Source organism: Saccharopolyspora phatthalungensis, from assembly GCF_014203395.1.
GTDB lineage: Bacteria > Actinomycetota > Actinomycetes > Mycobacteriales > Pseudonocardiaceae > Saccharopolyspora > Saccharopolyspora phatthalungensis.
Genome location: NZ_JACHIW010000001.1, coordinates 2,834,496 through 2,854,951, shown reverse-complemented (window position 1 = coordinate 2,854,951; position 20,456 = coordinate 2,834,496). Strand labels below are relative to the sequence as shown.

The following is a 20,456-nucleotide window of genomic DNA, read 5'->3' as shown; positions in this document are numbered from 1 at the left end:
GATTTCTCCAACACCCCGGAGGCGGCGCCCGGTGATAGTGCACGCTTGAGGGCGTGGCTGAATTGTCCGACCGCAGCAACCTGCCCCTGGTGTCGGTGATCGTGGTCAACTACCGCGGCGCGGACGACACCATGACCTGCCTGCGCGCGCTGCGCGAAGAGCTCGACTACCCGTCCGACCGGCTGGAGGTGATCTGCGTCGACAACGCCTCCGGTGACGGCAGCGCCGAACAGATCCGGGCCGCCGCGCCAGAGGTTCGGCTGATCGAGTCGGACACCAACCTCGGCTTCGCCGGCGGATGCAACCTCGCGGCCCGCAACGCGGGCGGCCAGGTGCTGGCCTTCCTCAACAACGACGCCAAGCCGGACCGAGCCTGGGTGCGGGCAGCCGTCGCGGTGCTGCGATCGGAACCGACGGTGGGCGCGGTCGCCAGCAAGGTCCTGGACTGGGAAGGCCGGCACATCGACTTCGTCGACGGCGGGCTGACCTGGTTCGGCATGGGCTACAAGCGGCACGCGGGCGAAGTCGACGACGGCTCGCACGACGCGGCCCGCGACGTGTTGTTCGGAACGGGTTCGGCGCTGTTCGTGCGCGCCGAGCTGTTCGCCGCGCTCGACGGCTTCGACGAGCGCTTCTTCATGTTCTACGAGGACGTCGACCTCGGCTGGCGATTGAACCTGCGCGGCTGGCGGGTCCGCTACGAGCCGCGTTCGCTGACTTTCCACCGGCACCACGCATCGATGGCCGAGGTGTCCTCGGCCCGGGAGCACTACCTGCTAGAGCGCAACGCGCTAGCCGCCCTGTACAAGAACGTCTCCGACGAGACCCTGGCGAAGGCACTGCCCGCCGCGATGGCGCTGTCCGTGCGGCGAGCCACCGCGCGCGGCGAGATCGACCCGACGCAGCTGGAGATCACCAAGCGCGGCGACCGCGAGGACGACAACCCGGTTCCGATCGACCGTTCCGCGCTGGCCGGGATGCTGGCCATCGACCAGTTCGTCGAGCTGCTGCCATCGCTGAAGCAGTCCCGGGAAGAGGAGCAGCAGGCGCGCGTGCGCACCGACGCGGACCTGGTGCCGCTGATGCGCAAGGCGATGGAGCCCGCCTACCCGCTGCCGCGCTACCTGGCCGCGCACGACGCCCTGGTCGAGGCGTTCGAGCTGGACGCGGTCTTCGGCCGACCCCGCAAGGTCGTGGTGATCACCGGCGATGCGGTCACCGAGCGGATGGCCGGCCCGGCGATCCGCGCGTGGCACATGTCCGAGGTCCTCGCCGCCGAGCACGAGGTGCGGTTGGTCAGCGTCAACGCCCTGGTCAGCCCGCCGGAGTCGGACTTCGAGGTGGTCGCGGCGAAACCGCGCGAACTCGGCGCGCACGTCGACTGGGCGGACGTCGTGGTGCTGCAGGGCCACGTGCTGGAAATGGTGCCGGCCCTCAAGCACGTCGACTCCACCAAGATCGTGGTGTGCGACGTCTACGACCCGATGCACCTGGAGCTGCTGGAGCAGGGTCGCGACACCGACGACGAGCGCCGCGCGAAGGACCTGGTCGGGGTGACCAAGGTCCTCAACACCCAATTACGGCGCGGGGATTTCTTCCTCTGCGCCTCGGAACGGCAGCGGCACTTCTGGCTGGGCCACCTGGCCTCGCTGGGGCGACTGACGCCCGGGCTGTACGACAACGACCCGACGGTCCGCTCGCTGCTTTCGGTCGTGCCGTTCGGCCTGCCGTCGGTGCCGCCGCGCCGCACCGGCCCGGCGATCAAGGGCAACCGGTCGGGCATCGCGGCCGAAGACAAGGTCGTGCTGTGGGCCGGCGGTGTCTACAGCTGGTTCGACCCGCTGACGCTGCTGCACGCGATGCACCGGCTTTCCCAACAGCACAACGATGTCCGGCTGTTCTTCCTCGGCATGAAACACCCGAACCCGGACGTGCCGGAGATGGACATGGCCGAGCGGACGCGCGGTCTGGCCCGCCGGCTCGGGCTGACCGACAAGTTCGTGTTCTTCAACGAGACCTGGGTGCCCTATGGGGAACGGCAGAACTACCTGCTTGATGCGGACTGCGGTGTCACCACGCACTTCGAGCACGTGGAGACGACCTTCGCGTTCCGCACCCGCGTGCTGGACTACCTGTGGTCCGGGCTGCCGGTGGTGACCACCGACGGCGACTCGTTCGCCGATCTGGTGCGCGCGCAGGGCATCGGGGTCGTGGTGCCCGCCGAAGACCCGGACGCGCTGGCCGCAGCGCTGGAGAAAGCGCTCTACGACGAGGAATTCGCCGCCGAGTGCCGACGCCGGATCGCCCCGGTCCGCGAGCGGTTCGCCTGGGAATCGGTGCTGGCGCCGCTGACCGAGTTCTGCCGCGACCCGCGACCCGCCGCGGACCGGCTCGACGCGAGCGCGCCGCTCGTGCGCAGCCCGCGACTGAACCGCGCCGACACGGTGCGCCGGGACATCTCGCTGCTGCGCGAGTATCTCGACGCGGGCGGACCGCTGGAGGTCGCGAAGCGGGCGACCGGTCGGCTTCGGCGGCTCGCCGGTGAGCGGTTCCGTGGCCGCTGACCTGCGCGTCCTGCTGGACGGTACCCCGCTGCTCGGCCGACGCACCGGAATCGGGCGCTACACCGCGTCCCTGCTCGGCGAGCTCGCGTCTCTCGTGGACGCGCGGGTGTTCGGGCTCACTACCCGCGGCTGGCGCGACCTGCGCTCGCTGGTCCCGAACGGAACGCGCGCTGTAGGACCGCCGATCCCGGCACGAGTACTGCGCATGCTGTGGCGGCGCGGTGCTTTCGCGCCGGTTGAGCTGCTGGCCGGCCCGGCCCGCGTGGTTCACGGCACGAACTTCGTGCTGCCGCCGTCGATCCGCGCGGGCGGCGTGGTGACCGTGCACGATCTGGCGTTCCTGGACGACCCGTTGTTGGCCGATCGCGATTTGCCGCAGCTTGTGCGGAGTTCGGTGCGACGGGCGCGAGCGTTGTGCACGCCGACGGCAGCAGTGGCCGACGCGGTCAGTACGCGTCTCGACGTCCCGCGAGACAAGATCGTGGTGACCCCGCTCGGTGTCGATCCGGAATGGTTCTCGGCGACGCCGATGAGCTCCGAGCTCCGGTGCCGATATGGGCTGCCGGCCGAGTATTTGCTGTTCGTCGGCGCCGAAGGCCCCCGCAAGGGATTGCCGGGACTGCTGGAGGCCCACGGCGATGACCTGCCACCGCTGGTCATCGCGGGCCCTGGTGACGCGGGCAGCCACAATGGGGTGATCCGCACCGGTTACCTCCCCGACGAGCACTTGCGCCGCCTGGTCGCCGGGGCCGGCGCGCTCGTCTTGCCCTCCCGCGACGAGGGTTTCGGCCTACCCGCGCTGGAAGCCCTGGCCTGCGGCACGCCGGTGGTGTGCTCGGACATCCCAGCGCTGCGCGAAGTCACGGCCGAGCAGGCGATCCTGTTTCCCTACGGGGATCCAACGGCGCTGCGGGAAGCCCTTCACCGAGCCCTGACCAACCCACCAGATGCGGAAACCGCCCGCACCCTGGCGAAAACCTTCAGCTGGCGAACCTGCGCCGAAAGAACGATCGGCGCATACCAACGCGCGGCGTGGGGGGCGGGGTGATGTCACTGGAAATCAGCACGTTGATTTCCAGTGACATCACCCATTTTCGGGCCGGGCCCTCGCCCGGAAGGCTTCGCCGTCGGTGGTGAAAGCCGCGTTCAGGGCTTCCTGCCAGGAACGAAGCGGCGTTAGGCCGGCCCGCCGCCAAGCCGCGTCGGACAGGACCGAGTACGCCGGGCGGTGAGCGGGGCGGGGAAAGTCCGCCGTCGTGCAGGGGGTCACCCGGGCCGGGTCCAGGCCGAGCTCCCCGAAAATCGCCCGGGCGAACTCGAACCAGGTCGCGCTGCCGGAATTCGTGCAGTGCAGGACCTTCTCGTCCGGTCCTTGGCGCCGGCCGATCCGCTCAGCCAGTTCCAGCAGGCCGTGCGCCAGATCCGCCGCCCAGGTCGGCGAACCGACCTGATCGTCCACAACGGACAGTGAGTCGCGCTCGCTCGCCAGGCGGGCTATCGACTTCACGAAGTTCCCACCGCGCGCGCCGTAGACCCACGCGGTGCGCACCACCCAGGCCCGGGCGCCGGATTCCAGCACCGCTCGTTCGCCTTCGAGCTTCGTGCGCCCGTACACGCAACGCGGCCCGGTTTGATCCGTCGGCTCGTACGGTCGCGTCTCATCGCCGGGGAACACATAGTCGGTCGACACGTGCACCAGGGGAAGACCACTGTCCCGGCACGCTTGCGCCAACGCGGCGGCGCCTTTGGCGTTGATCCGGGCCGCCCGTCGCGCATCGGACTCGGCAGCGTCCACCTGTGTGTAGGCCGCGGCATTGATCACCACCGGCCGCAGCTCGGCGTCTCGCGCCGTCTCGGCGAAGGAGTCCACCGCGTCGGTGACCGCCCCGTCATCGGTGATGTCCAGTTCTTTCGAACCCGGCGCGTGCACCAGCGATTCGGCGCGCGCGCCGAGGATGCGCGTCAGCTCCGAACCCAGTTGGCCGCGTCCGCCGGGCACCAGGACGGCGAGGCGGCTCATTTCGCCACCCCCGACCGGGCTTTCAGCGGCTCCCACCAGCCGCGGTTCTCCCGATACCAGCGGACCATTTCGCGCAACCCCGTCGCGAAGTCGACCTCCGGCGCATACCCCAGTTCGCGGACGATCTTGCCGTGGTCCACCGAGTAGCGGCGGTCGTGGCCCTTGCGGTCGGCGACCGGCCGCACCATCGACCAGTCCTGCCCCATCTCGGCCAGCAGCCGCTCGGTCAGCTCCTTGTTGGTCAGCTCGGTACCGCCGCCGATGTTGTAGATCTCGCCGGCGCGCCCGGATTCGGCCACCAGCTGGATGCCCCGGCAGTGGTCGCTGACGTGCAGCCAGTCCCGCACGTTGAGCCCGTCGCCGTAGAGCGGCACCGGGACGCCGTCCATTAGGTTCGTGATGAACAGCGGCAGCACCTTTTCCGGGAACTGATAGGGCCCGTAGTTGTTGGAGCAGCGGGTGATGCACACCGGCAGGCCGTGCGTGCGGTGGTAGGCGCGGGCCAACAGGTCCGAGCCCGCCTTCGCGGCCGAGTACGGCGAATTCGGCTGCAGCACGTGGTCCTCGGGCCAAGAGCCGACGTCGATGGTGCCGTAGACCTCATCGGTGGACACGTGCACGAACTTTGCGACCTCGGCGTCGAGCGCGGCCTGCAGCAGCACGTTCGTGCCGACGACGTTGGTGATCACGAAGGCATCCGAGCCGGTGATCGAGCGGTCCACGTGGGTTTCGGCGGCGAAATGCACGACCACGTCCACACCGTCGAGCAGGCCGGCGACCAGTTCGCGGTCGCAGATGTCGCCGTGCACGAACTTCAACTGCGAACTGTCCGCGACCGGCGTCAGATTCGCCTCGTTGCCCGCGTAGGTGAGCTTGTCGAGGACGATCACATCGGCTCCGGCGAACGCGGGGTAGGCGCCGCCGAGCAACTGCCGAACGTAGTGCGAGCCGATGAAACCGGCTCCACCGGTGACCAGAATCCGCATGGCACCCTTCCTCGCCGGGGTTTCGCGGCCCGCAAAACGGGCCCGCCTGCGAAAGTCTGGCATGCCACACGCCGCGACGGCGAAGGCTCCCGCATTACGCAGGGTCACGGATTTAAGCAACGCTTATGAGTGATCTCACCCCTGGTGCTGGGACCTGCCCACTCGCCCCACGGGCCCCGCTAGCCTGCATTTGAAACACGAGCAAAATCACTTCGCCAAGGTGTAACGCTCGTCGGCAGGCCAAGGAGGATTCGGCGTGGAGGACCGGCCGAGGTGGCCAGGCGGCCCGCAGGGACAGCCCGGCAGACCCGTTCCGCCCCGCGGACCCGGCAGTGCGGGGCGGCCGGGGGCCGGCGGCGGAACCCCGCCGAGCGGTCGCCGCGGCGGCGCGGCCCCGCCACCCGGTGGGCCGGGCCGCAGGCCAGCGCAGAGTGATGCTCGACGCCGTCCCGCCACTCGATCCGGGCAGGAGCAGTCTCCGCCAGAAGCCGACGTTTGGGAGCGGCGACGCAAGCACCGGGGCGCGCGCAACACCGGTCGCGCGCTGGTCGCGCTGCTGTCCGTATTGGTGCTAACCACCACCGGGTTCGGCTGGGCGATGTTCCGGCCCGGTGCCGGCGGCACCTCCACGGCCGACGTCATCGGCAACAAGCTCAGCGCCCCCGACGGTGCCACCGACATCCTGCTGATCGGCAACGACAGCCGCACCGACGCCTTCGGCAACCCGCTGCCCGAGGAGGTGCTGCAGAAACTGCGCACCACTCAGGAAGGCGGCGACCTCACCGACGCCATGATCCTGGTGCGCATCCCCAACGGCGGCCAGAGCGCCAGCGCGATCTCCTTCCCCCGCGACACCCTCGTCGACATCGGCCTCGGACAGGGCAAGACCAAGCTCACCGAGACGATGAACCGGGGCAAGGACGCCGAGCTGACCAAGCTGAAGAAGCAGGGCATCACCGATCAGAAGGAACTTGAGGAGAAGTCCCGGCTGGCTGGAAAGCAGTTGCTGCTCAAGACGATCGAGAACATCACTGGCGTCAGCATCGACCACTACGCCGAGGTGAACCTGCTCGGCTTCGCCGAGGTCACCCAGGCCATCGGCGGCGTCGAGGTCTGCTTGAACCAGGCCACCAAGGACAGCTACTCCGGCGCGAATTTCCAGAAGGGTGTGCAGACGATCGAGGGCGCCGACGCACTCGCCTTCGTGCGGCAGCGGCACGGCCTGATCAACGAGCTGGAACGCGGCAAGCGCCAGCAGGTCTTCATGTCCGCGCTCGCCCGCAAGGTCATGTCCTCCGGCACGCTGACCAACCCGGCGAAGTTGACCAACCTGGTCAACGCCATCCAGAAGTCGGTCATCCTGGACCCCGCGCTGGCCAACGACATCCTCGGTTTCGCCCAGCAGATGCAGGGCGTCAGCGGCGGCGACGTGCAGTTCTACGGTGCCCCGGTGCACCTGGTCGGCCCGTCCGGGGAGGAAGAGGTCACGATCAACATTCCCGAGGTCCGGCAGTTCGCCGCAGACCTTCTGCTGCCGCCGACCGAACGGCAGCAGAAGCAGGCCGTCCAGAAGGCCCGCGAGGCCGTCTCGGTCAGCGTCTACAACTCCTCCGGGGTCAGCGGACTGGCCGCGCGGGTCCTCGACGAGGTCTCCGGGCAGGGCTTCCAGGCCGGTGGCAGTTCCAACGCCGACACCATGGACCGCTCGGTGATTTACTACGCGGCCGGCGAAGAGGCGGCGGCCCAGCAGGTCGCGGGCTTTCTCGGCGGCCTGCCAACCGAGGCGCGCAGCAGCGTCAAGTCCGGCAGCATCCAGGTCTACCTGGGCAAGGACTACAAGGGGCCGGGCACGCAGAACTTCGCGGGCGGCCAGACCGTTCGGCTCGACGGCGTTGCGCGCCAAGCGGCCCCGCTCCCGGCTCAGACTTCGGCCGACGACGAGACCCCCATCACGGCGGAGGGCGTGCCCTGCGTGAACTGAGGGAGGTGCGGTCCTGCCGCGGCAATCGCGTGACCCGGAGTCATGGCGCACGTCGTTTTCCCGGTCCGTGCAAGGTTCTGGTCACGATTGGCCGCCGGTCTGGGCCCCTCCGGTTCCGGCGCCGGTTAACCTGGTTCGTCGTCAGGGCAACGGCGTGGGGGTGGCGAAGGTGGGCGAACCGGAACAGGAACCGGAAGCTGCGGGGTCGACCGGTCCGCATCGGACCGGGATCCGCATCGCCGGCCGAAGCGTGCTGGCGCTGGTTTCGGCCGCGGTGCTCGCCCTTACCGCCATTGGTTGGATCGTGGTGGACCGGCTCAGCGACGTCAGTTCGGCCAAGGTCCTCGCGGACGTGCCGCAGGCGCCGTCCTCCGACGACGGCGCGACGGACGTGCTGCTGGTCGGCAGCGACAGCCGCACCGACGCACAGGGCAATCCGCTGCCGGAAACCGTGTTAAAGCAGCTTCGCACCGAGGCGGCCGGGGGCCTGAACACCGACAGCCTCGTGGTGATCCGGATTCCGAACAACACGGCACAGCCAACGGCGGTCTCCATTCCGCGCGACACCTACACCGACGTGCCGGGTGGCCGTCCGGAGAAGATCAACGCCGTCTACGGGCTGACCAAGGGCGCTACCGCGGAGCGGCTACGCGCCGGCGGCATGCCGGAGCCGGAGGTCGAGCACGCCGCCCGGCTGGCCGGGCAGCGTGCGCTGGTGCAGACCGTGCAGAACCTCACCGGGGTGCGCATCGACCACTACGCGGAAATCAACCTGCTCGGATTCTTCGAGCTCACCGAGGCCGTTGGCGGGGTTGACGTCTGTCTGCAACGGGCCACCAGCGACAAGGACTCCGGCGCCGAGTTCGCCGCCGGGCGGCACACCATTTCCGGCGGCGACGCGCTGGCGTTCGTGCGGCAGCGGCACGGCCTGCCGCGCGGCGACCTGGACCGGATCGTGCGTCAGCAGTCGTTCATGGCCGGACTGGCCAGCAAGGTGCTGTCCACCGGCACGCTCACGGACCCGGCGATGATCAAAGATCTGGTGGCGGCCACCCGCCGTGCCGTGGTGCTCGACGATAAGTGGGACGCACTCGGTTTCGTGCAGCAGATGCAGGAACTCGCCGCGGGGCGGGTCACGTTCTTGACGCTGCCGGTGACCGACACCGGAACCCGCGACGACCGGGGGCAGTTCATCATCAACGTCGAACCTCGCGTGGCGCAGGACTTCTTCGCCAAGTTGACGGTGGCACCGGCCCCGGAAGCACCGCGGCTGGTTTCGGCGCCGCGGTTGCGGCTGGACGGCACCGCGCACCGCGAGCAGCCGATCACCTCCGATGGCGGGATCCCCTGCGTCAACTAGCCGCGTCTTTCGCACATTGGTGAGGGTGGGACGAACCCGGGTATGCCGGATGATCATGGCGGTCGGGTGGGATCGACGGCAAGCAGGTTGAGTAGTCGGGTCTGGACCGGCCCGGGTTGCGGGATGGTCGCGGGTTGGCCGGTGGTGGCGGGGATCAGCCGGAGTTCGGACAGGGCCTGGAAGATCAAGCGGCCGGTGGGTTTGGCTTTCTGACCGGGATACAGGCCGGCCATCCTGACCTCCGGAGCGATCGCGGTCCGCACGGCGCGTTCGATCAGGCAGAAGACGAGAAGGGCGAGACAGATCACGGTGAGCAGGGCGGCGATGCGCCGGTTGGTCTTGAGGAACATCGGTGCCACCGCCAGGGGGCCCTTGAACGCCGAGTAGCGGCGTTCCACCACTTCCTGGCCCTTGTAGCGGGTGAGGACCTCGGCGGCGGTGACGGTGGCGGGCAGGTTGGTCAACAGGGCGTACCAGCCGTCGGTGGAGGCCTCGGCATCCAGCGCGGTCTGATCGAACCACCACGTCAGGGTGGGTTTACCGGTGACGGGGTCGGTGCCGACCTGGGTGCGCAGGTAGGTCTTGACACGGCGGGTGCGGGCGATGGTGGTGACCCGGTCGGTGACGGCGTGCTCACTCGGGTAGTGCCGCGACCCCAGGCCACGCACGACCCGGTCGAGGTCGCCGCGGGCCCGGTCGAGTTTCTTCGCCCGTGCCGCCATGGCAGCCGTCGCTCGGGCGGTGGAGTGCACGAACACCCGTCGCAGCCGCAGTACCGGGTCGGTCTTGCGCTTGCCGGGCAGGCTCAGTGTGTCCTCCATGACCCGCCAGGCGCCGCGGCGATCGGCTGGTTTACCGGTGTCCCGTCCAGCTACGTAATCCACAACCGTGGCCGCCTGCGGGTCGAGTGCGGCCAACTCGGCGGCGCGGACGTAGAGCTTGGATGCCGGGGCGATGAATCTCACGCCCGCGGTGACCATGGCGTGCAGGTTGCCGTAGGAGATCAGCTTCGAGTCCCCCACCAACAGAAAATCCCGTGGCCCGGCAAGGTTTTTCAGCGCGGTCATCGCCCCCACTACCTGGGCGACCTCTCCCGCGCCGCCGTCGTAGCCACGATGCAGCACCGGTATCCCGCCGTCGCCGGTGACCGCCAGTCCGGCCTGGACCTGCTTGAGATCCGGGCGACGGTCTTTCGGGTGCCCGAATCGTGGTGCGGCGTAGCCGGGATCGGTCTGTTCGTATGCGCCATACAGCGAGATCGACGTCATATCCCAATGCAACCGGGACACATCCAGCCCGAACGCCGAGATCGCTCGCGCCCCCACCGATCCCACGATCCGGTCCAGCTCCGGGGCGATCGCGTCCAACGCGCGGGCGATCCGGTCGTCATTGAGCCTGGCGGGGTCGATACCCAGCACTTCCTCCACCGCCCATGCCCGCGCCCAATCGGTGACCCGCAACAACGGCGTCGGCGAGGTCAACCGATTCGCCACCAACGCCTCGATCACCTGCCCATGCGACAGGATCGCCACATCACGCACCGGGCAGGCCCGGTCGATAATCCCGGCCAGGTCCAACCTGCCGCAGTAGTCGGCCACCACCGGCAACGCACCCAGCATCTTTTCCACACTCGGCCCACCGAAGACCATCGGTTGCGGAAGCGGTCGTGCACGCATCCCGCAACGATAAGATGATCAAAGCGGAACGCTCTTCCAACCCCAACCACCCCCATGTGCGAAACACGGGACTAGCGCCTGTCCGGATTGCCCTTGGGGCCAAGCGCGAAATCGCCAACCCTGTGTGCCGAAGCACGAAGTTCGACGGCTCCGCGACTTCGAACACTGAACCCTGACGTTACGCTCGGGCCATGAGCGTTACCCAGGCACTGCTCGGTCCGCTATTGACCAGCGGGGCGCCGAAGCCGCTGATCACGCACTACGACGACGCCACCGGGGCGCGCATCGAGCTGTCCCGCGCGACCACCGCGAACTGGGCGGCGAAGACTGCGAACTGGCTCGTCGACGAGCTCGACCTGGAACCGGGCGCGCCGGTGCTCGTGGCACTGCCGGCGCACTGGCAGACCGTCGGGGTGCTGCTGGGATCCTGGTGGTGCGGGGCGCACATCACGGATGACCCGCGGGGTGCCGAGGTGGCGTTCGTCCCGGCGTCCGATCTGGACAGTGGCAAGGGCGCGCACACCGTCGCGGCCGTGGGGCTGGACGCCCTCGGTGCGCCGGTGCGGGGCCTGCCGGACGGGATCGCCGACTACGTGTCGGACATCCGGGTGCATGGTGACGACTTCAGCCCGATCTCGCCGGTCGGCGGCGGCGATCCGGCGCTGCTGGACCGGTCGGTCGACGACGTGATCAACGAGGCCAGGCGGCGCGCCGAAACCTTGCACATCGGTCCCGACGACCGCGTTCTGTCCACATTGGAGTGGAGCCTGCCGGGTGGCGTGGTGGACGGTTTCCTCGCCGTATTGGCCGCGCAGGCATCCCTGGTGCACTGCACCAACCTCGACCCACAGCAACTGGGCCGACGCCGGTCCGACGAACGCATCACCGTCGAACTGGCGCCCTGAGTGCTCGTTTCCGAACCCGGTTGAGCACCTCGAAGTTGATCAAATCGTGGCCGGAGGTCACCGAAACTCAGTCTTGGCCGGCCTTCTGCCGCAGCGCGGTGTGCTTGTCGAGGACCATGCTTTCCAGATCCGACTGGAACCTGGCCATGTCGGCGCGCAGCCGGGCGCCCAGCTCGCCGGAATCCGCCGCCAGCGTCCGGACCGCGAGCAGACCCGCGTTGCGGGCCCCGCCCACCGACACCGTCGCCACCGGAACCCCGGCCGGCATCTGCACGATGGACAGCAGCGAATCCATACCGTCGAGGTATTTCAACGGCACCGGGACACCGATCACCGGCAGCACGGTGGCCGAGGCGACCATGCCTGGCAGGTGCGCCGCGCCCCCCGCGCCGGCGATGATCACCCGGATGCCGCGATCGGCCGCGGTGCGCGCGTAATCGAGCATCCGCTGCGGCGTGCGGTGCGCGGAGTAGACACCGGCTTCGAAGGGCACGCTGAATTCGGTGAGCGCGTCCGCGGCGGCCTGCATCACCGGCCAGTCGGAATCGCTGCCCATGATCACGCCGACCAGTGGGTTCTCGCCTGCCACGCTCGGACCTCTCGCTTCGCTGCGTTGTGTCAGTGGATCTGGTGGCCGTCGAGCCACTCGGCGTGCGACAGCCAGTGCGCGGCCAGCCTCGCCTGTTCCCGCACCTCGTCCATCCGGTCGCCGAGCAAGGTCACGTGGCCGAGCTTGCGCCCCGGGCGTTCGCTCTTGCCGTACAGGTGGACCTTGGCGTGCGGGTAGCGGGCGAACAAGTGGTGCAGCCGCTCGTCCACGCCCATCTTGAGCTCGGTCGGCGAGCCCAGCAGGTTGGCCATCACCACGGCCGGCGCGGTCTGCTCGGTGCTGCCCAGCGGGTAGTCCAGCACCGCCCGGAGGTGCTGCTCGAACTGAGAAGTGCGAGAGCCTTCGATGGTCCAGTGCCCGGAGTTGTGCGGCCGCATGGCCAACTCGTTGATCATCAGGCCGTTGTCGGTCTCGAACAGCTCGACCGCGAGCACCCCGGTGACGTCGAGCGATTCGGCGATCTTCAGCGCGACGCCCTGGGCCTGCTCAACCAATTCCGGCGAGGCGTTCGGAGCCGGGGCGAGCACCTGCATGCAGATGCCGTCCTGCTGCACCGTCTCCACCAGCGGCCACACCGCGCCCTGCCCGAACGGCGAGCGCGCGACCAGCGCAGCGAGCTCACGGCGCAGCGCGACCCGTTGCTCGACGAGCAGCGGCGAGCCGCTTTCCAGCAGTTCGGTGACGGTGCGCGCGGCACCGTCCGGGGTGTCGAGCACCCACACGCCACGACCGTCGTAGCCGCCGCGGGCGGTCTTCAGCACGCACGGCCAGCCGTGCTCCGCGCCGAACTCCAGCACGTCGGCGACCTTGGTCACCTCGGCGAACGGCGGCACCGGCAAGCCGAGCTCGGCGAGTTCGCGGCGCATCACGAGCTTGTCCTGCGCGTGCAACAAAGCATCCGGACCGGGTTGCACGGAAACCCCGGACGCGGCCAGTGCGCGGAGGTGTTCACCGGGCACGTGCTCGTGGTCGAAGGTGACCACATCGCACCCCTGCGCGAAGTTCTTCAGCGCTTCGAGATCCGTGTGGTGGCCGATCTCCACGTTCGGCGCGACAAGCGCGGCGGCATCGTCCTTCGAGGTGGCCAGCACCTTCAGCGACTGCCCCAACGGGATCGCCGCCTGGTGGGTCATCCTCGCGAGCTGGCCACCACCGATCATGCCGACAACTGGGGTTCCGGTGCGGTGGTCCACCTCGTCAGCGTAGAGCGGCGGGCTCGAGGCACCCGCGCCGGGACCGGCCAACGCGACCTACCTCACAGGCGATTTCACGGGAACTCGACCCACCGATTTCCCTTGAAATCGCCGTCACAGGGTTGCCAGCAGATCGCAGGCTTCGCCGTGATCCGCGGGCAGAAGTTCTTCCCGCAGTTGCACCGACTGGCAACCGCGCAGGGCCGGATCCGCCGCCAGGCGGTGCTGGATCATCCAGCGGGCCTTGAGGCAGCGGGCGGGTAGCAGCCGGTCGCGCGCCGCCAGTACCGCTGCGGTCGCCGACCGCAGCAGCGACGTCGTTTCCCCGCCGTCGAACACGGTCCGCAGGGCGTCGGCGATCAACACCATCGCCATCATCCGGGCATAACCGTCGGGCGTGACGCCCAGCGAAACCGTGACCAGCACGTGCCCGTCACCGGCCCGCCGCCCTTCGGCACGAGCCGCCCGGTACACCTCGCGTAGCCGGGTGCGCAGGTAGCTCGCGGTGGTCAGGCCGGTCAGCGGATCCTCGACCTCGCGCCCGCCCGACAACCGGGCCATCACCTCCGCCCAACCAAGCGCGGTCGTCCGCAGTATCGCGGTCGGCACCGCATCCGGGTCCGCGAACACCAGGCCGTCGTGCTCCCCTGCCGAAACCGCGTGCAGCGCGGCGACGTCCTGCAACGTCGCGGCGAGCCCGACGCCCGCTTCCGCCCGGGACGCGCCGAGCTCGGCCAGCGGCTCCGCCAAGTCGTCTCCGGCGATGACCGCTGCGCACACCGCGTCCACCACATCCGCTCCCCAGTCGCTCGGGAACGGCCATCCGGCCGCGAGGCTCGCGGTGCGCCAGCGGGATCGCAAGGCTCGCCGCTGCGCCTGCGCTGTCGTCGCGTCACACCTCAGTGACCACTCCCGCATGCTCAACGTCCCTCCTCAGAGACTTCCTGTCGACGGGACGGAACAAGGGGTCGCCCATGACGGTGCTCCCGTTGGCGCACGGAATACGATCTAGATCACAATAATTTTTCGGCTTTGACGCGTCATGGTGTTCGCCCAGGGCGACTCCCTAGGACTAGCGGATCAAGATCGACACAGCCCGGCGAGGGGAGGAAGGTGCGGCGTGGCGACAGTTCCGGCGGAAGTGCAGGGCCCAAGCGACGGCGAACTACTGGAGGAGGTCCGCAACGGCTCCTCCGCGGCCTACGCGCAGCTCTACGAACGGCACGTCGGTGCGGCGTACAACATGGCGCGGCAGGTCGCGAAGTCTTCGGCCGAAGCCGACGACCTGGTGTCCGAGGCATTCGCGAAGGTGCTCGACACGCTCCGCGACGGGCGCGGGCCCAACACTGCCTTCCGCGCCTACCTACTGACCGCCCTGCGCAACACCGCCTACGACCGCACCCGTCGGGAACGAAAGGTGCAGCTCGCCGACGACGTCGCGGAGGTGTCGGGCGCCGACGTCAGCGTGCCGTTCACCGACACGGCGGTCGCCGGGCTGGAGCGCACGCTCGCCGCGCAGGCGTTCGCCCGGCTACCGGAACGCTGGCAGACCGTGCTGTGGCACGTCGAGGTCGAGGGCCAGACCCCGGCCGAGGTGGCGCCGTTGCTCGGGTTGAGCCCCAACGGGGTTTCCGCGCTCGCCTACCGGGCTCGCGAGGGGCTCCGCCAGGCCTACCTGCAGGTGCACCTCGGGCGGCTGAACGACGCCGAATCCAATGTGGAGCAATGCCGGGCCACCGCCGAACGGCTCGGTGCGTGGACCCGGAGCGGGCTGTCCAAGCGGGAAACGGCCCAGGTGGAAGCGCACCTTGACGGCTGCGATCGCTGCCGCGCGTTGGCCGCGGAACTCGCCGATGTCAACGGTGCGCTGCGGGTGATCATCGCGCCGCTGGTGCTCGGTGGTTCCGTCGCCGGCTACCTCGCCGCCTCGTCCTCCGGCGCAACGGCAGCCGGGGCCGCGGTCAGCGCCTCCGGCGCCGCGGGCGCGGTCAGCGGCGGTCCTCGGCAGGCGATCATCGCCGGGGCGGCTACGGCGGCACTGGCCGTGGCCATCACCCTCGCCCTGACCTCCGGGACGGACCAGCAGGTGCCGGTCGCGTTGACTCTGCCGCCGCCGGCCGTGGTCCAGCCGCCCCCGCCGCGGTCTCCGGCGCCGCAACTGCCGGCCAAGCCGACGCCACAGCCGCCACCACCCGCCCCGGCGCCCCCTCCACCGCCACCGGCGTCTCCGGGCATTACCGCCACGGGACCCGCCGAGCCGATCCGGCTGGTCGCCGGCGGGGATCCGGCGGCGTTGCCGATCACGGTGCGCAACACCGGTTCCGGCCCGTCCGAACCGGTCACCTCCACACTGACCTTGCCCCGGGGCGTGTCCGCGCAACTGCCGACCGCCGTCCGATCTGGGCCGGCCGCGACCACACCGCAGAGCTGGTTCGCCTCCTCGACCCCGATTCATGTCCAGGCGCCCGACGCACCGTCGGTGCGCTGCGCGAGCCGGCCCGGCACGATCGCCTGCACCACCGATCGCGGTCTGCGGCCCGGTGAGTCGTTCGTCTTCGACTACCGCGTCCAGGCCGACGAGACCGCCACCGGCGGCGATATCACCGCGAGCATCAGCGCGGGCAACGAAATCCAGTTGCGGCTGCCGACCGTGCCGGTCGTGATCCAGCCGCGCACGCCGGTCGACGGCGTAGCAGTGCAGACCTCGACCTGGGATCACGCGCCGTGGCTGCACAGCCGGATCGAGATCGACGTGCGCAACACCGGGACGAGCACCGGACACGCCGAGGCCATTGCCCAGTTGCCCGAAGACGTTCGGGCGATCGGGCTACCGCCGGAGTGCGAGGTCTGGCCCGTCGAGCGGGACCGGATCCGGTGCGCCGCCGACCTGGCCCCGGGCGAGTCCTTCACCGGCCATGTGTGGCTGACCGGGCTGCCGGGCTACCCGTGGTCGTGGGTTCACGGACCGAATTTCCGCGACGTGACGATCCCGGTGACCGCCACCTTGGGATCAAGCCGCGACAGCGATACGGCCACCGTTCGGCTCTGGTATCCCTGGGAAGTCCTGCCGCCCGAACCGGCTCCACCGACATCGACACCGACCCCGAGCAGTCCGACGAGCGCGAGCACGCCGCCGGAGTGCCCGTGGTGGTGGCAGCAGCCCGGTTGGGGATTGCCGCGGCCTTGGTACCCGTCGGACTGGAGTACCCGGCCGCCGTGGCATCCATCGCCGTGCTGGTGGCCTTGGCCGCCGAACTCGACGCCGCCGGGACCGCCGACGAGCGGTACGACGCCGATCACACCCTCGACCACGTCGGAACCGTCGACCGGCACCACGTCGCCGACGACCTCGGGGCCGCCCAGCAGCACCACGCCACCGGCGACCTCGACGCAACCCAGTAGCACCAGCACCACACCACCGAACACCAGCACCACACCACCGAGCAGCAGCACCACCCCGCCGGGCCGCACCACATCACCCAACAGCACCACACAGCCAAGCAGCACCGCGTCGTCGACCAGTTCGACGACGCGCCCACTACCGAGTTAATTCCGAGACTGCGGTCGCCCGGTTGGAGCTGCTCCGTAAACTCGGGAACGTGTCTGTTGTCGATTCGGTACTCGCGCGTACCCCGCAGCCGTATCGATCTCTCGCGATCCGGCATCGGGAGTTGCTGAAGTTCGGGATCGTCGGCGCGATCACGTTCTTCATCGACACGGGCATCTTCTACGCGCTGAAGTTGACGATCCTGTCGCCCAAGCCGGTCACCTCGAAGGTCATCGCGGTGCTCGCCGCGACGATGGTGTCCTACGTGCTGAACCGGCAGTGGTCGTTTCGCACCCGCGGCGGTCGCCGCCGGCACCACGAGGCGACGCTGTACTTCGTGATCAGCGGCATCGGCGTCGGGGTGTACTCGGCGCCGCTGTGGATCTCCCGGTACATGCTGCACCTGCAGACGCCGTTCACCAGCCGGCTGGTGGAGGAGCTCGCCGACTTCACCTCGGGACAGATCATCGGCCTGCTGGTCGGCATGGCTTTCCGCTGGTGGGCGTTCCGGAAATGGGTCTTCCCGGCCGAGCAGAGCCAGTCCCGCACCTCGCCCCGCGACCGGGTCCCGACCCGCTGAGGCCACGCCCACGGGAGCACGCTAAGCACCGGGCACCGCGGGCAGGGCTCAGCGCGGGGTGGATTCGATGTTCCAGGAGACGCCGAGGATGTCGTCCGCGCGGGCGACCGGGATGAACACCTCGAACATCGCCGGGCGCGCTTGGCTCAGTTCCAGGCGCCCGCCGTCCGCCTCCACCAGCGCGCGGGCCAAGGCCAAGCCGACGCCGGTGGAACCGTGTCCGGAGAAGCCGCGCTCGAAGACGTAAGGCACCAAAGCGTCGGGCACGCCCGGCCCGGAGTCGCTGACCTCGATCACGACAGTGCCGCTGCCCCGCCTCGCCGTCAGCGTCACGGTTCCCTCGCCGTGCCGCAGCGCATTGTCGAGCAGCACACCGATCGTCTCCCGCAGGCGCGCGGGAGTGGCGCGGGCGAGCAGGCCCTCCGACACCTTCAGCCGCAGCGCCCGGCCCTCGGCCTTCAGCGGATCCCGCCACTCCGCGCCGACATCGGTGAGCAGGCTGGACACATCCAGCGGTTCGGCGTCCCTAGCGCGCGCCGCGGTGGCCGCCGCGAGCAGGTCGTCGAGCACGCCGGAGAGTCGTTCGGCCTGTTCCAGCGCGGCGCCCGCTTCCTCCGCGATCTCGGGATCGTCGGTCGCCGCGAGCGTCTCCAACCGCAGGTGCAGCGCGGTGAGCCGACTGCGCAGCTGGTGCGAGACGTCGCCGACGAGGTCGCGCTCGCGCTGCACCAACTGCGACAGCGCCGCGCCCGAGGCATCCAGCGCATCGGCGACGCGATCCAGTTCCGAGACCTGGTGTCGTTGCGGATCGGCGCGGAAGTCACCGGCTCCGAGCCGCGCGGCGCGGGCCGCGACGTGCTTCAGCGGATCGGCGAGGCGGCGGGCGGTGAGCGTCGCGACGATCATCCCGGTACCGGCCGAGAGCACCACCAGCATCAAGACCAGTGCGGCCACCTGGAACTGCTGGGTGCGCACCGGATCGCTGGGCGCGGCGATCGTGACCGTGCCGCTCTGCACCATCGGCACGCTCTCGACCAGCGGATCCGCGCCGGGGTCGGGGCCATAGACGTAGTCGTGCGCCTGGGTGCGGACGATCAGGCGGGCACCGGCGGGCACCGCGAGCCGGGCCGCGTTGAGGTCGATCGTGCGCCGCGAAGCGATCTGCTCGTCGAGCAGCGTCGCGATCTGCTGCGCCCGGGTGGACAGGTCACCGGTGGTGAGGTCCTGGACGAGCTTCAGCGCGCTGAACCCCAGCGGCAGCCCGAGTGCGATCGCAGTGACCGCGACCGCGAGAAGCGTGGCCTGCAGAATCCGACGGCGCATCGCAGATCAGTCCGCGTTGAATCGGAACCCGACGCCGCGCACCGTGGCGATGCGGGTCTCGTCGAGCCGGCCGTTGCTGTCGCTAAGCTTCCGGCGCAGCCACGAGATGTGCATGTCCAGCGTCTTGCTGCCCTTGCGGTCGGACTCCGGCCAGACCTCCTCCAGGATCTCCTCGCGGGTCACGACCTGGCCGGCGTGCTGCATCAGCACCCGCAGCAGCTCGTACTCCTTGTTCGCCAGCTGCACCTCGTGCTCGTTGACCAGGACCCGCCGGGCCGTCAGGTCGAGCCGGACGCCGGAGGCCTCCAGCGTCTCCGGGGCGCCGCGGCGCAGCAGGGCACGGATCCGGGCCATCAGCTCGGCGAGCCGGAACGGTTTGGCGACGTAGTCGTCGGCGCCCGCGTCGAGGCCGACGACGAAGTCGACCTCGTCGGTGCGCGCGGTGAGCATCAGCACCGGCAGGCCACGGCCCTGCGACCGCAGCCGCCGGCACACCTCCAAGCCGTCCATCTCCGGCAGCCCGAGATCGAGCACCAGGAGATCGATTCCCCCGGAGGCGGCGGCGCGCAGCGTCGATGGGCCGTCCTCGATGACCTGCACCGAATATCCCTCGCGCTGCAGCGCCCGGGACAGCGGCACAGCGATGGCCGGGTCGTCTTCTGCCAGCAGCACCACGCTCACGCCTCCCAGACTAGAGGGCCGCGATGATCACGTCTGGCGTCGCGGCCGATTCGCCGAACCAGCCTGGTTGTGGGCCCTTGACCGATCATTCGATGGGGCGACTAGGGTGCCTGGAGTGACCAGTGATCTCGACCTCGCCCTGCATCTAGCCGACGTAGCCGACGGGATCACCGGCGACCGGTTCCGGGCACGGGACCTGAGCGTGGACCGCAAGCCCGACCGCACGCCGGTCACCGACGCGGACCTCGCGGTCGAGGACGCGGTGCGCGAGGTGCTCGGCGCACATCGTCCGGACGACGTGGTCGCCGGCGAGGAGCGCGGCGGCACCGCCGGGCAGGGCCGGGCGTGGGTGCTCGACCCGATCGACGGCACGAAGAACTTCCTGCGCGGCATCCCGGTGTGGGCGACGCTCATCGCACTGGTTGACGGCGGTCGTCCGGAGGTCGGCGTGGTCAGCGCACCGGCGCTCGGCAAGCGCTGGTGGGCGGCGGCCGGGGCGGGGTCCTGGTGCCGCACCGGCGACGCGGAACCGGAGCGGATCGCCGTGTCCGGGGTGCGCGACCTCACCGATGCCTACGTGTCGACCACCCACCTCGGGACGTGGGTGGAGTACCACTCGCGGGAGTCCTACCTGCGGCTGGTCGACGCCTGCTGGGAGAACCGGGCGTTCGGTGACTTCTGGCAGCACTGCCTGGTCGCGGAGGGCGTGATCGACATCGCCGCGGAGCCGATCGTCAACCCGTGGGACGTCGCGGCGGCCCAGATCCTGGTGGAAGAGGCGGGCGGCACGTTCACCGACCTGGCGGGAAACCCCCGCTACGACGGCGGAAGCGCTCTCTCCACCAACGGCCACCTGCACACCGAAGCCCTGAAACTCTTGCGGAAGTAAGGCTCCGGCGGCCGGGCGCGACATCGGGGGGCGTCAACGCCCGGCCACCGGATGGACCGGCGTCGGTAGAGGGGAGTAACGCCGATCCGGTCGTGGTCGCGCGCGGCAGCGGTCGCTATGGCGACAACTGCCGGGCACGAC

16 protein-coding genes are annotated in these 20,456 nt (G+C 69.7%); 8 read left to right on the top strand and 8 right to left on the bottom strand.

Features of this window, described 5'->3' with window-relative positions:
• Positions 1-62 precede the first annotated feature (62 nt).
• Positions 63-2,564, top strand: coding sequence for a glycosyltransferase (locus tag BJ970_RS13200; protein ID WP_221467865.1), 2,502 nt, complete (start codon positions 63-65; stop codon positions 2,562-2,564).
• Positions 2,554-3,612, top strand: a complete 1,059-nt coding sequence (locus BJ970_RS13195) for a glycosyltransferase family 4 protein (protein ID WP_184726529.1) — start codon at positions 2,554-2,556, stop codon at positions 3,610-3,612. Before BJ970_RS13200 ends, BJ970_RS13195 begins: the two co-directional genes overlap by 11 nt.
• A 36-nt stretch (positions 3,613-3,648) precedes the next feature.
• On the opposite strand, the gene rfbD is transcribed toward BJ970_RS13195, so the two are convergent.
• Together rfbD and rfbB are read right to left on the bottom strand one after the other, a co-directional pair.
• Entirely contained in the window at positions 3,649-4,584 is a 936-nt protein-coding gene (gene rfbD, locus BJ970_RS13190) for a dTDP-4-dehydrorhamnose reductase (protein WP_184726528.1), read from the bottom strand.
• Entirely contained in the window at positions 4,581-5,570 is a 990-nt protein-coding gene (gene rfbB, locus BJ970_RS13185) for a dTDP-glucose 4,6-dehydratase (RefSeq protein ID WP_184726527.1), read from the bottom strand. The genes rfbD and rfbB overlap by 4 nt, the downstream gene beginning before the upstream one ends.
• A gap of 256 nt (positions 5,571-5,826) precedes the next feature.
• On the opposite strand from rfbB, the gene BJ970_RS13180 reads away from it, so the two are divergent.
• Together BJ970_RS13180 and BJ970_RS13175 are read left to right on the top strand one after the other, a co-directional pair.
• Positions 5,827-7,551: an LCP family protein gene (locus BJ970_RS13180; RefSeq protein WP_312864231.1), complete on the top strand. Its 1,725-nt coding sequence runs from the start codon at positions 5,827-5,829 to the stop codon at positions 7,549-7,551.
• A 169-nt stretch (positions 7,552-7,720) separates the two neighbouring features.
• Positions 7,721-8,911: an LCP family protein gene (locus BJ970_RS13175; protein WP_184726526.1), complete on the top strand. Its 1,191-nt coding sequence runs from the start codon at positions 7,721-7,723 to the stop codon at positions 8,909-8,911.
• A gap of 53 nt (positions 8,912-8,964) precedes the next feature.
• Here BJ970_RS13175 and BJ970_RS13170 read toward each other — a convergent pair whose 3' ends face one another.
• Positions 8,965-10,587: an IS1634 family transposase gene (locus BJ970_RS13170; protein ID WP_246470839.1), complete on the bottom strand. Its 1,623-nt coding sequence runs from the start codon at positions 10,585-10,587 to the stop codon at positions 8,965-8,967.
• A gap of 191 nt (positions 10,588-10,778) precedes the next feature.
• Between BJ970_RS13170 and BJ970_RS13165 the strand changes: the two genes are divergently transcribed.
• Positions 10,779-11,492, top strand: a complete 714-nt coding sequence (locus BJ970_RS13165) for a TIGR03089 family protein (RefSeq protein WP_184726525.1) — start codon at positions 10,779-10,781, stop codon at positions 11,490-11,492.
• 67 nt (positions 11,493-11,559) lie between these two features.
• On the opposite strand, the gene purE is transcribed toward BJ970_RS13165, so the two are convergent.
• From purE to BJ970_RS13150, 3 genes are all read right to left on the bottom strand, one after another.
• On the bottom strand, positions 11,560-12,048 hold the full coding sequence (gene purE / locus BJ970_RS13160; protein WP_184729072.1) for a 5-(carboxyamino)imidazole ribonucleotide mutase: 489 nt from the start codon (positions 12,046-12,048) through the stop codon (positions 11,560-11,562).
• Positions 12,049-12,110: 62 nt separating this feature from the next.
• Positions 12,111-13,295 (bottom strand): 5-(carboxyamino)imidazole ribonucleotide synthase, encoded by a 1,185-nt coding sequence (locus tag BJ970_RS13155; RefSeq protein WP_184726524.1) that lies wholly within the window; start codon positions 13,293-13,295, stop codon positions 12,111-12,113.
• Positions 13,296-13,409: 114 nt separating this feature from the next.
• Positions 13,410-14,213 carry a hypothetical protein gene (locus tag BJ970_RS13150; RefSeq protein ID WP_184729071.1) on the bottom strand — a complete coding sequence of 268 codons (804 nt, stop codon included), beginning with the start codon at positions 14,211-14,213 and terminating at the stop codon, positions 13,410-13,412.
• A 202-nt stretch (positions 14,214-14,415) separates the two neighbouring features.
• Between BJ970_RS13150 and BJ970_RS13145 the strand changes: the two genes are divergently transcribed.
• Both BJ970_RS13145 and BJ970_RS13140 read left to right on the top strand, forming a co-directional pair.
• Positions 14,416-16,845, top strand: a complete 2,430-nt coding sequence (locus BJ970_RS13145) for a sigma-70 family RNA polymerase sigma factor (protein WP_184726523.1) — start codon at positions 14,416-14,418, stop codon at positions 16,843-16,845.
• Between the two features lie 49 nt (positions 16,846-16,894).
• Positions 16,895-17,422: a GtrA family protein gene (locus tag BJ970_RS13140; RefSeq protein WP_184726522.1), complete on the top strand. Its 528-nt coding sequence runs from the start codon at positions 16,895-16,897 to the stop codon at positions 17,420-17,422.
• A 48-nt stretch (positions 17,423-17,470) separates the two neighbouring features.
• Here BJ970_RS13140 and BJ970_RS13135 read toward each other — a convergent pair whose 3' ends face one another.
• On the bottom strand, positions 17,471-18,745 hold the full coding sequence (locus tag BJ970_RS13135; RefSeq protein ID WP_184726521.1) for a sensor histidine kinase: 1,275 nt from the start codon (positions 18,743-18,745) through the stop codon (positions 17,471-17,473).
• 6 nt (positions 18,746-18,751) lie between these two features.
• Positions 18,752-19,426: a response regulator transcription factor gene (locus tag BJ970_RS13130; RefSeq protein WP_184726520.1), complete on the bottom strand. Its 675-nt coding sequence runs from the start codon at positions 19,424-19,426 to the stop codon at positions 18,752-18,754.
• Between the two features lie 115 nt (positions 19,427-19,541).
• Here BJ970_RS13130 and hisN point away from each other — a divergent pair, with 115 nt between their 5' ends.
• Complete coding sequence (gene hisN / locus BJ970_RS13125; protein WP_376775030.1) at positions 19,542-20,315, top strand: histidinol-phosphatase; 774 nt, start codon at positions 19,542-19,544, stop codon at positions 20,313-20,315.
• The last annotated feature ends 141 nt before the right edge of the window (positions 20,316-20,456 follow it).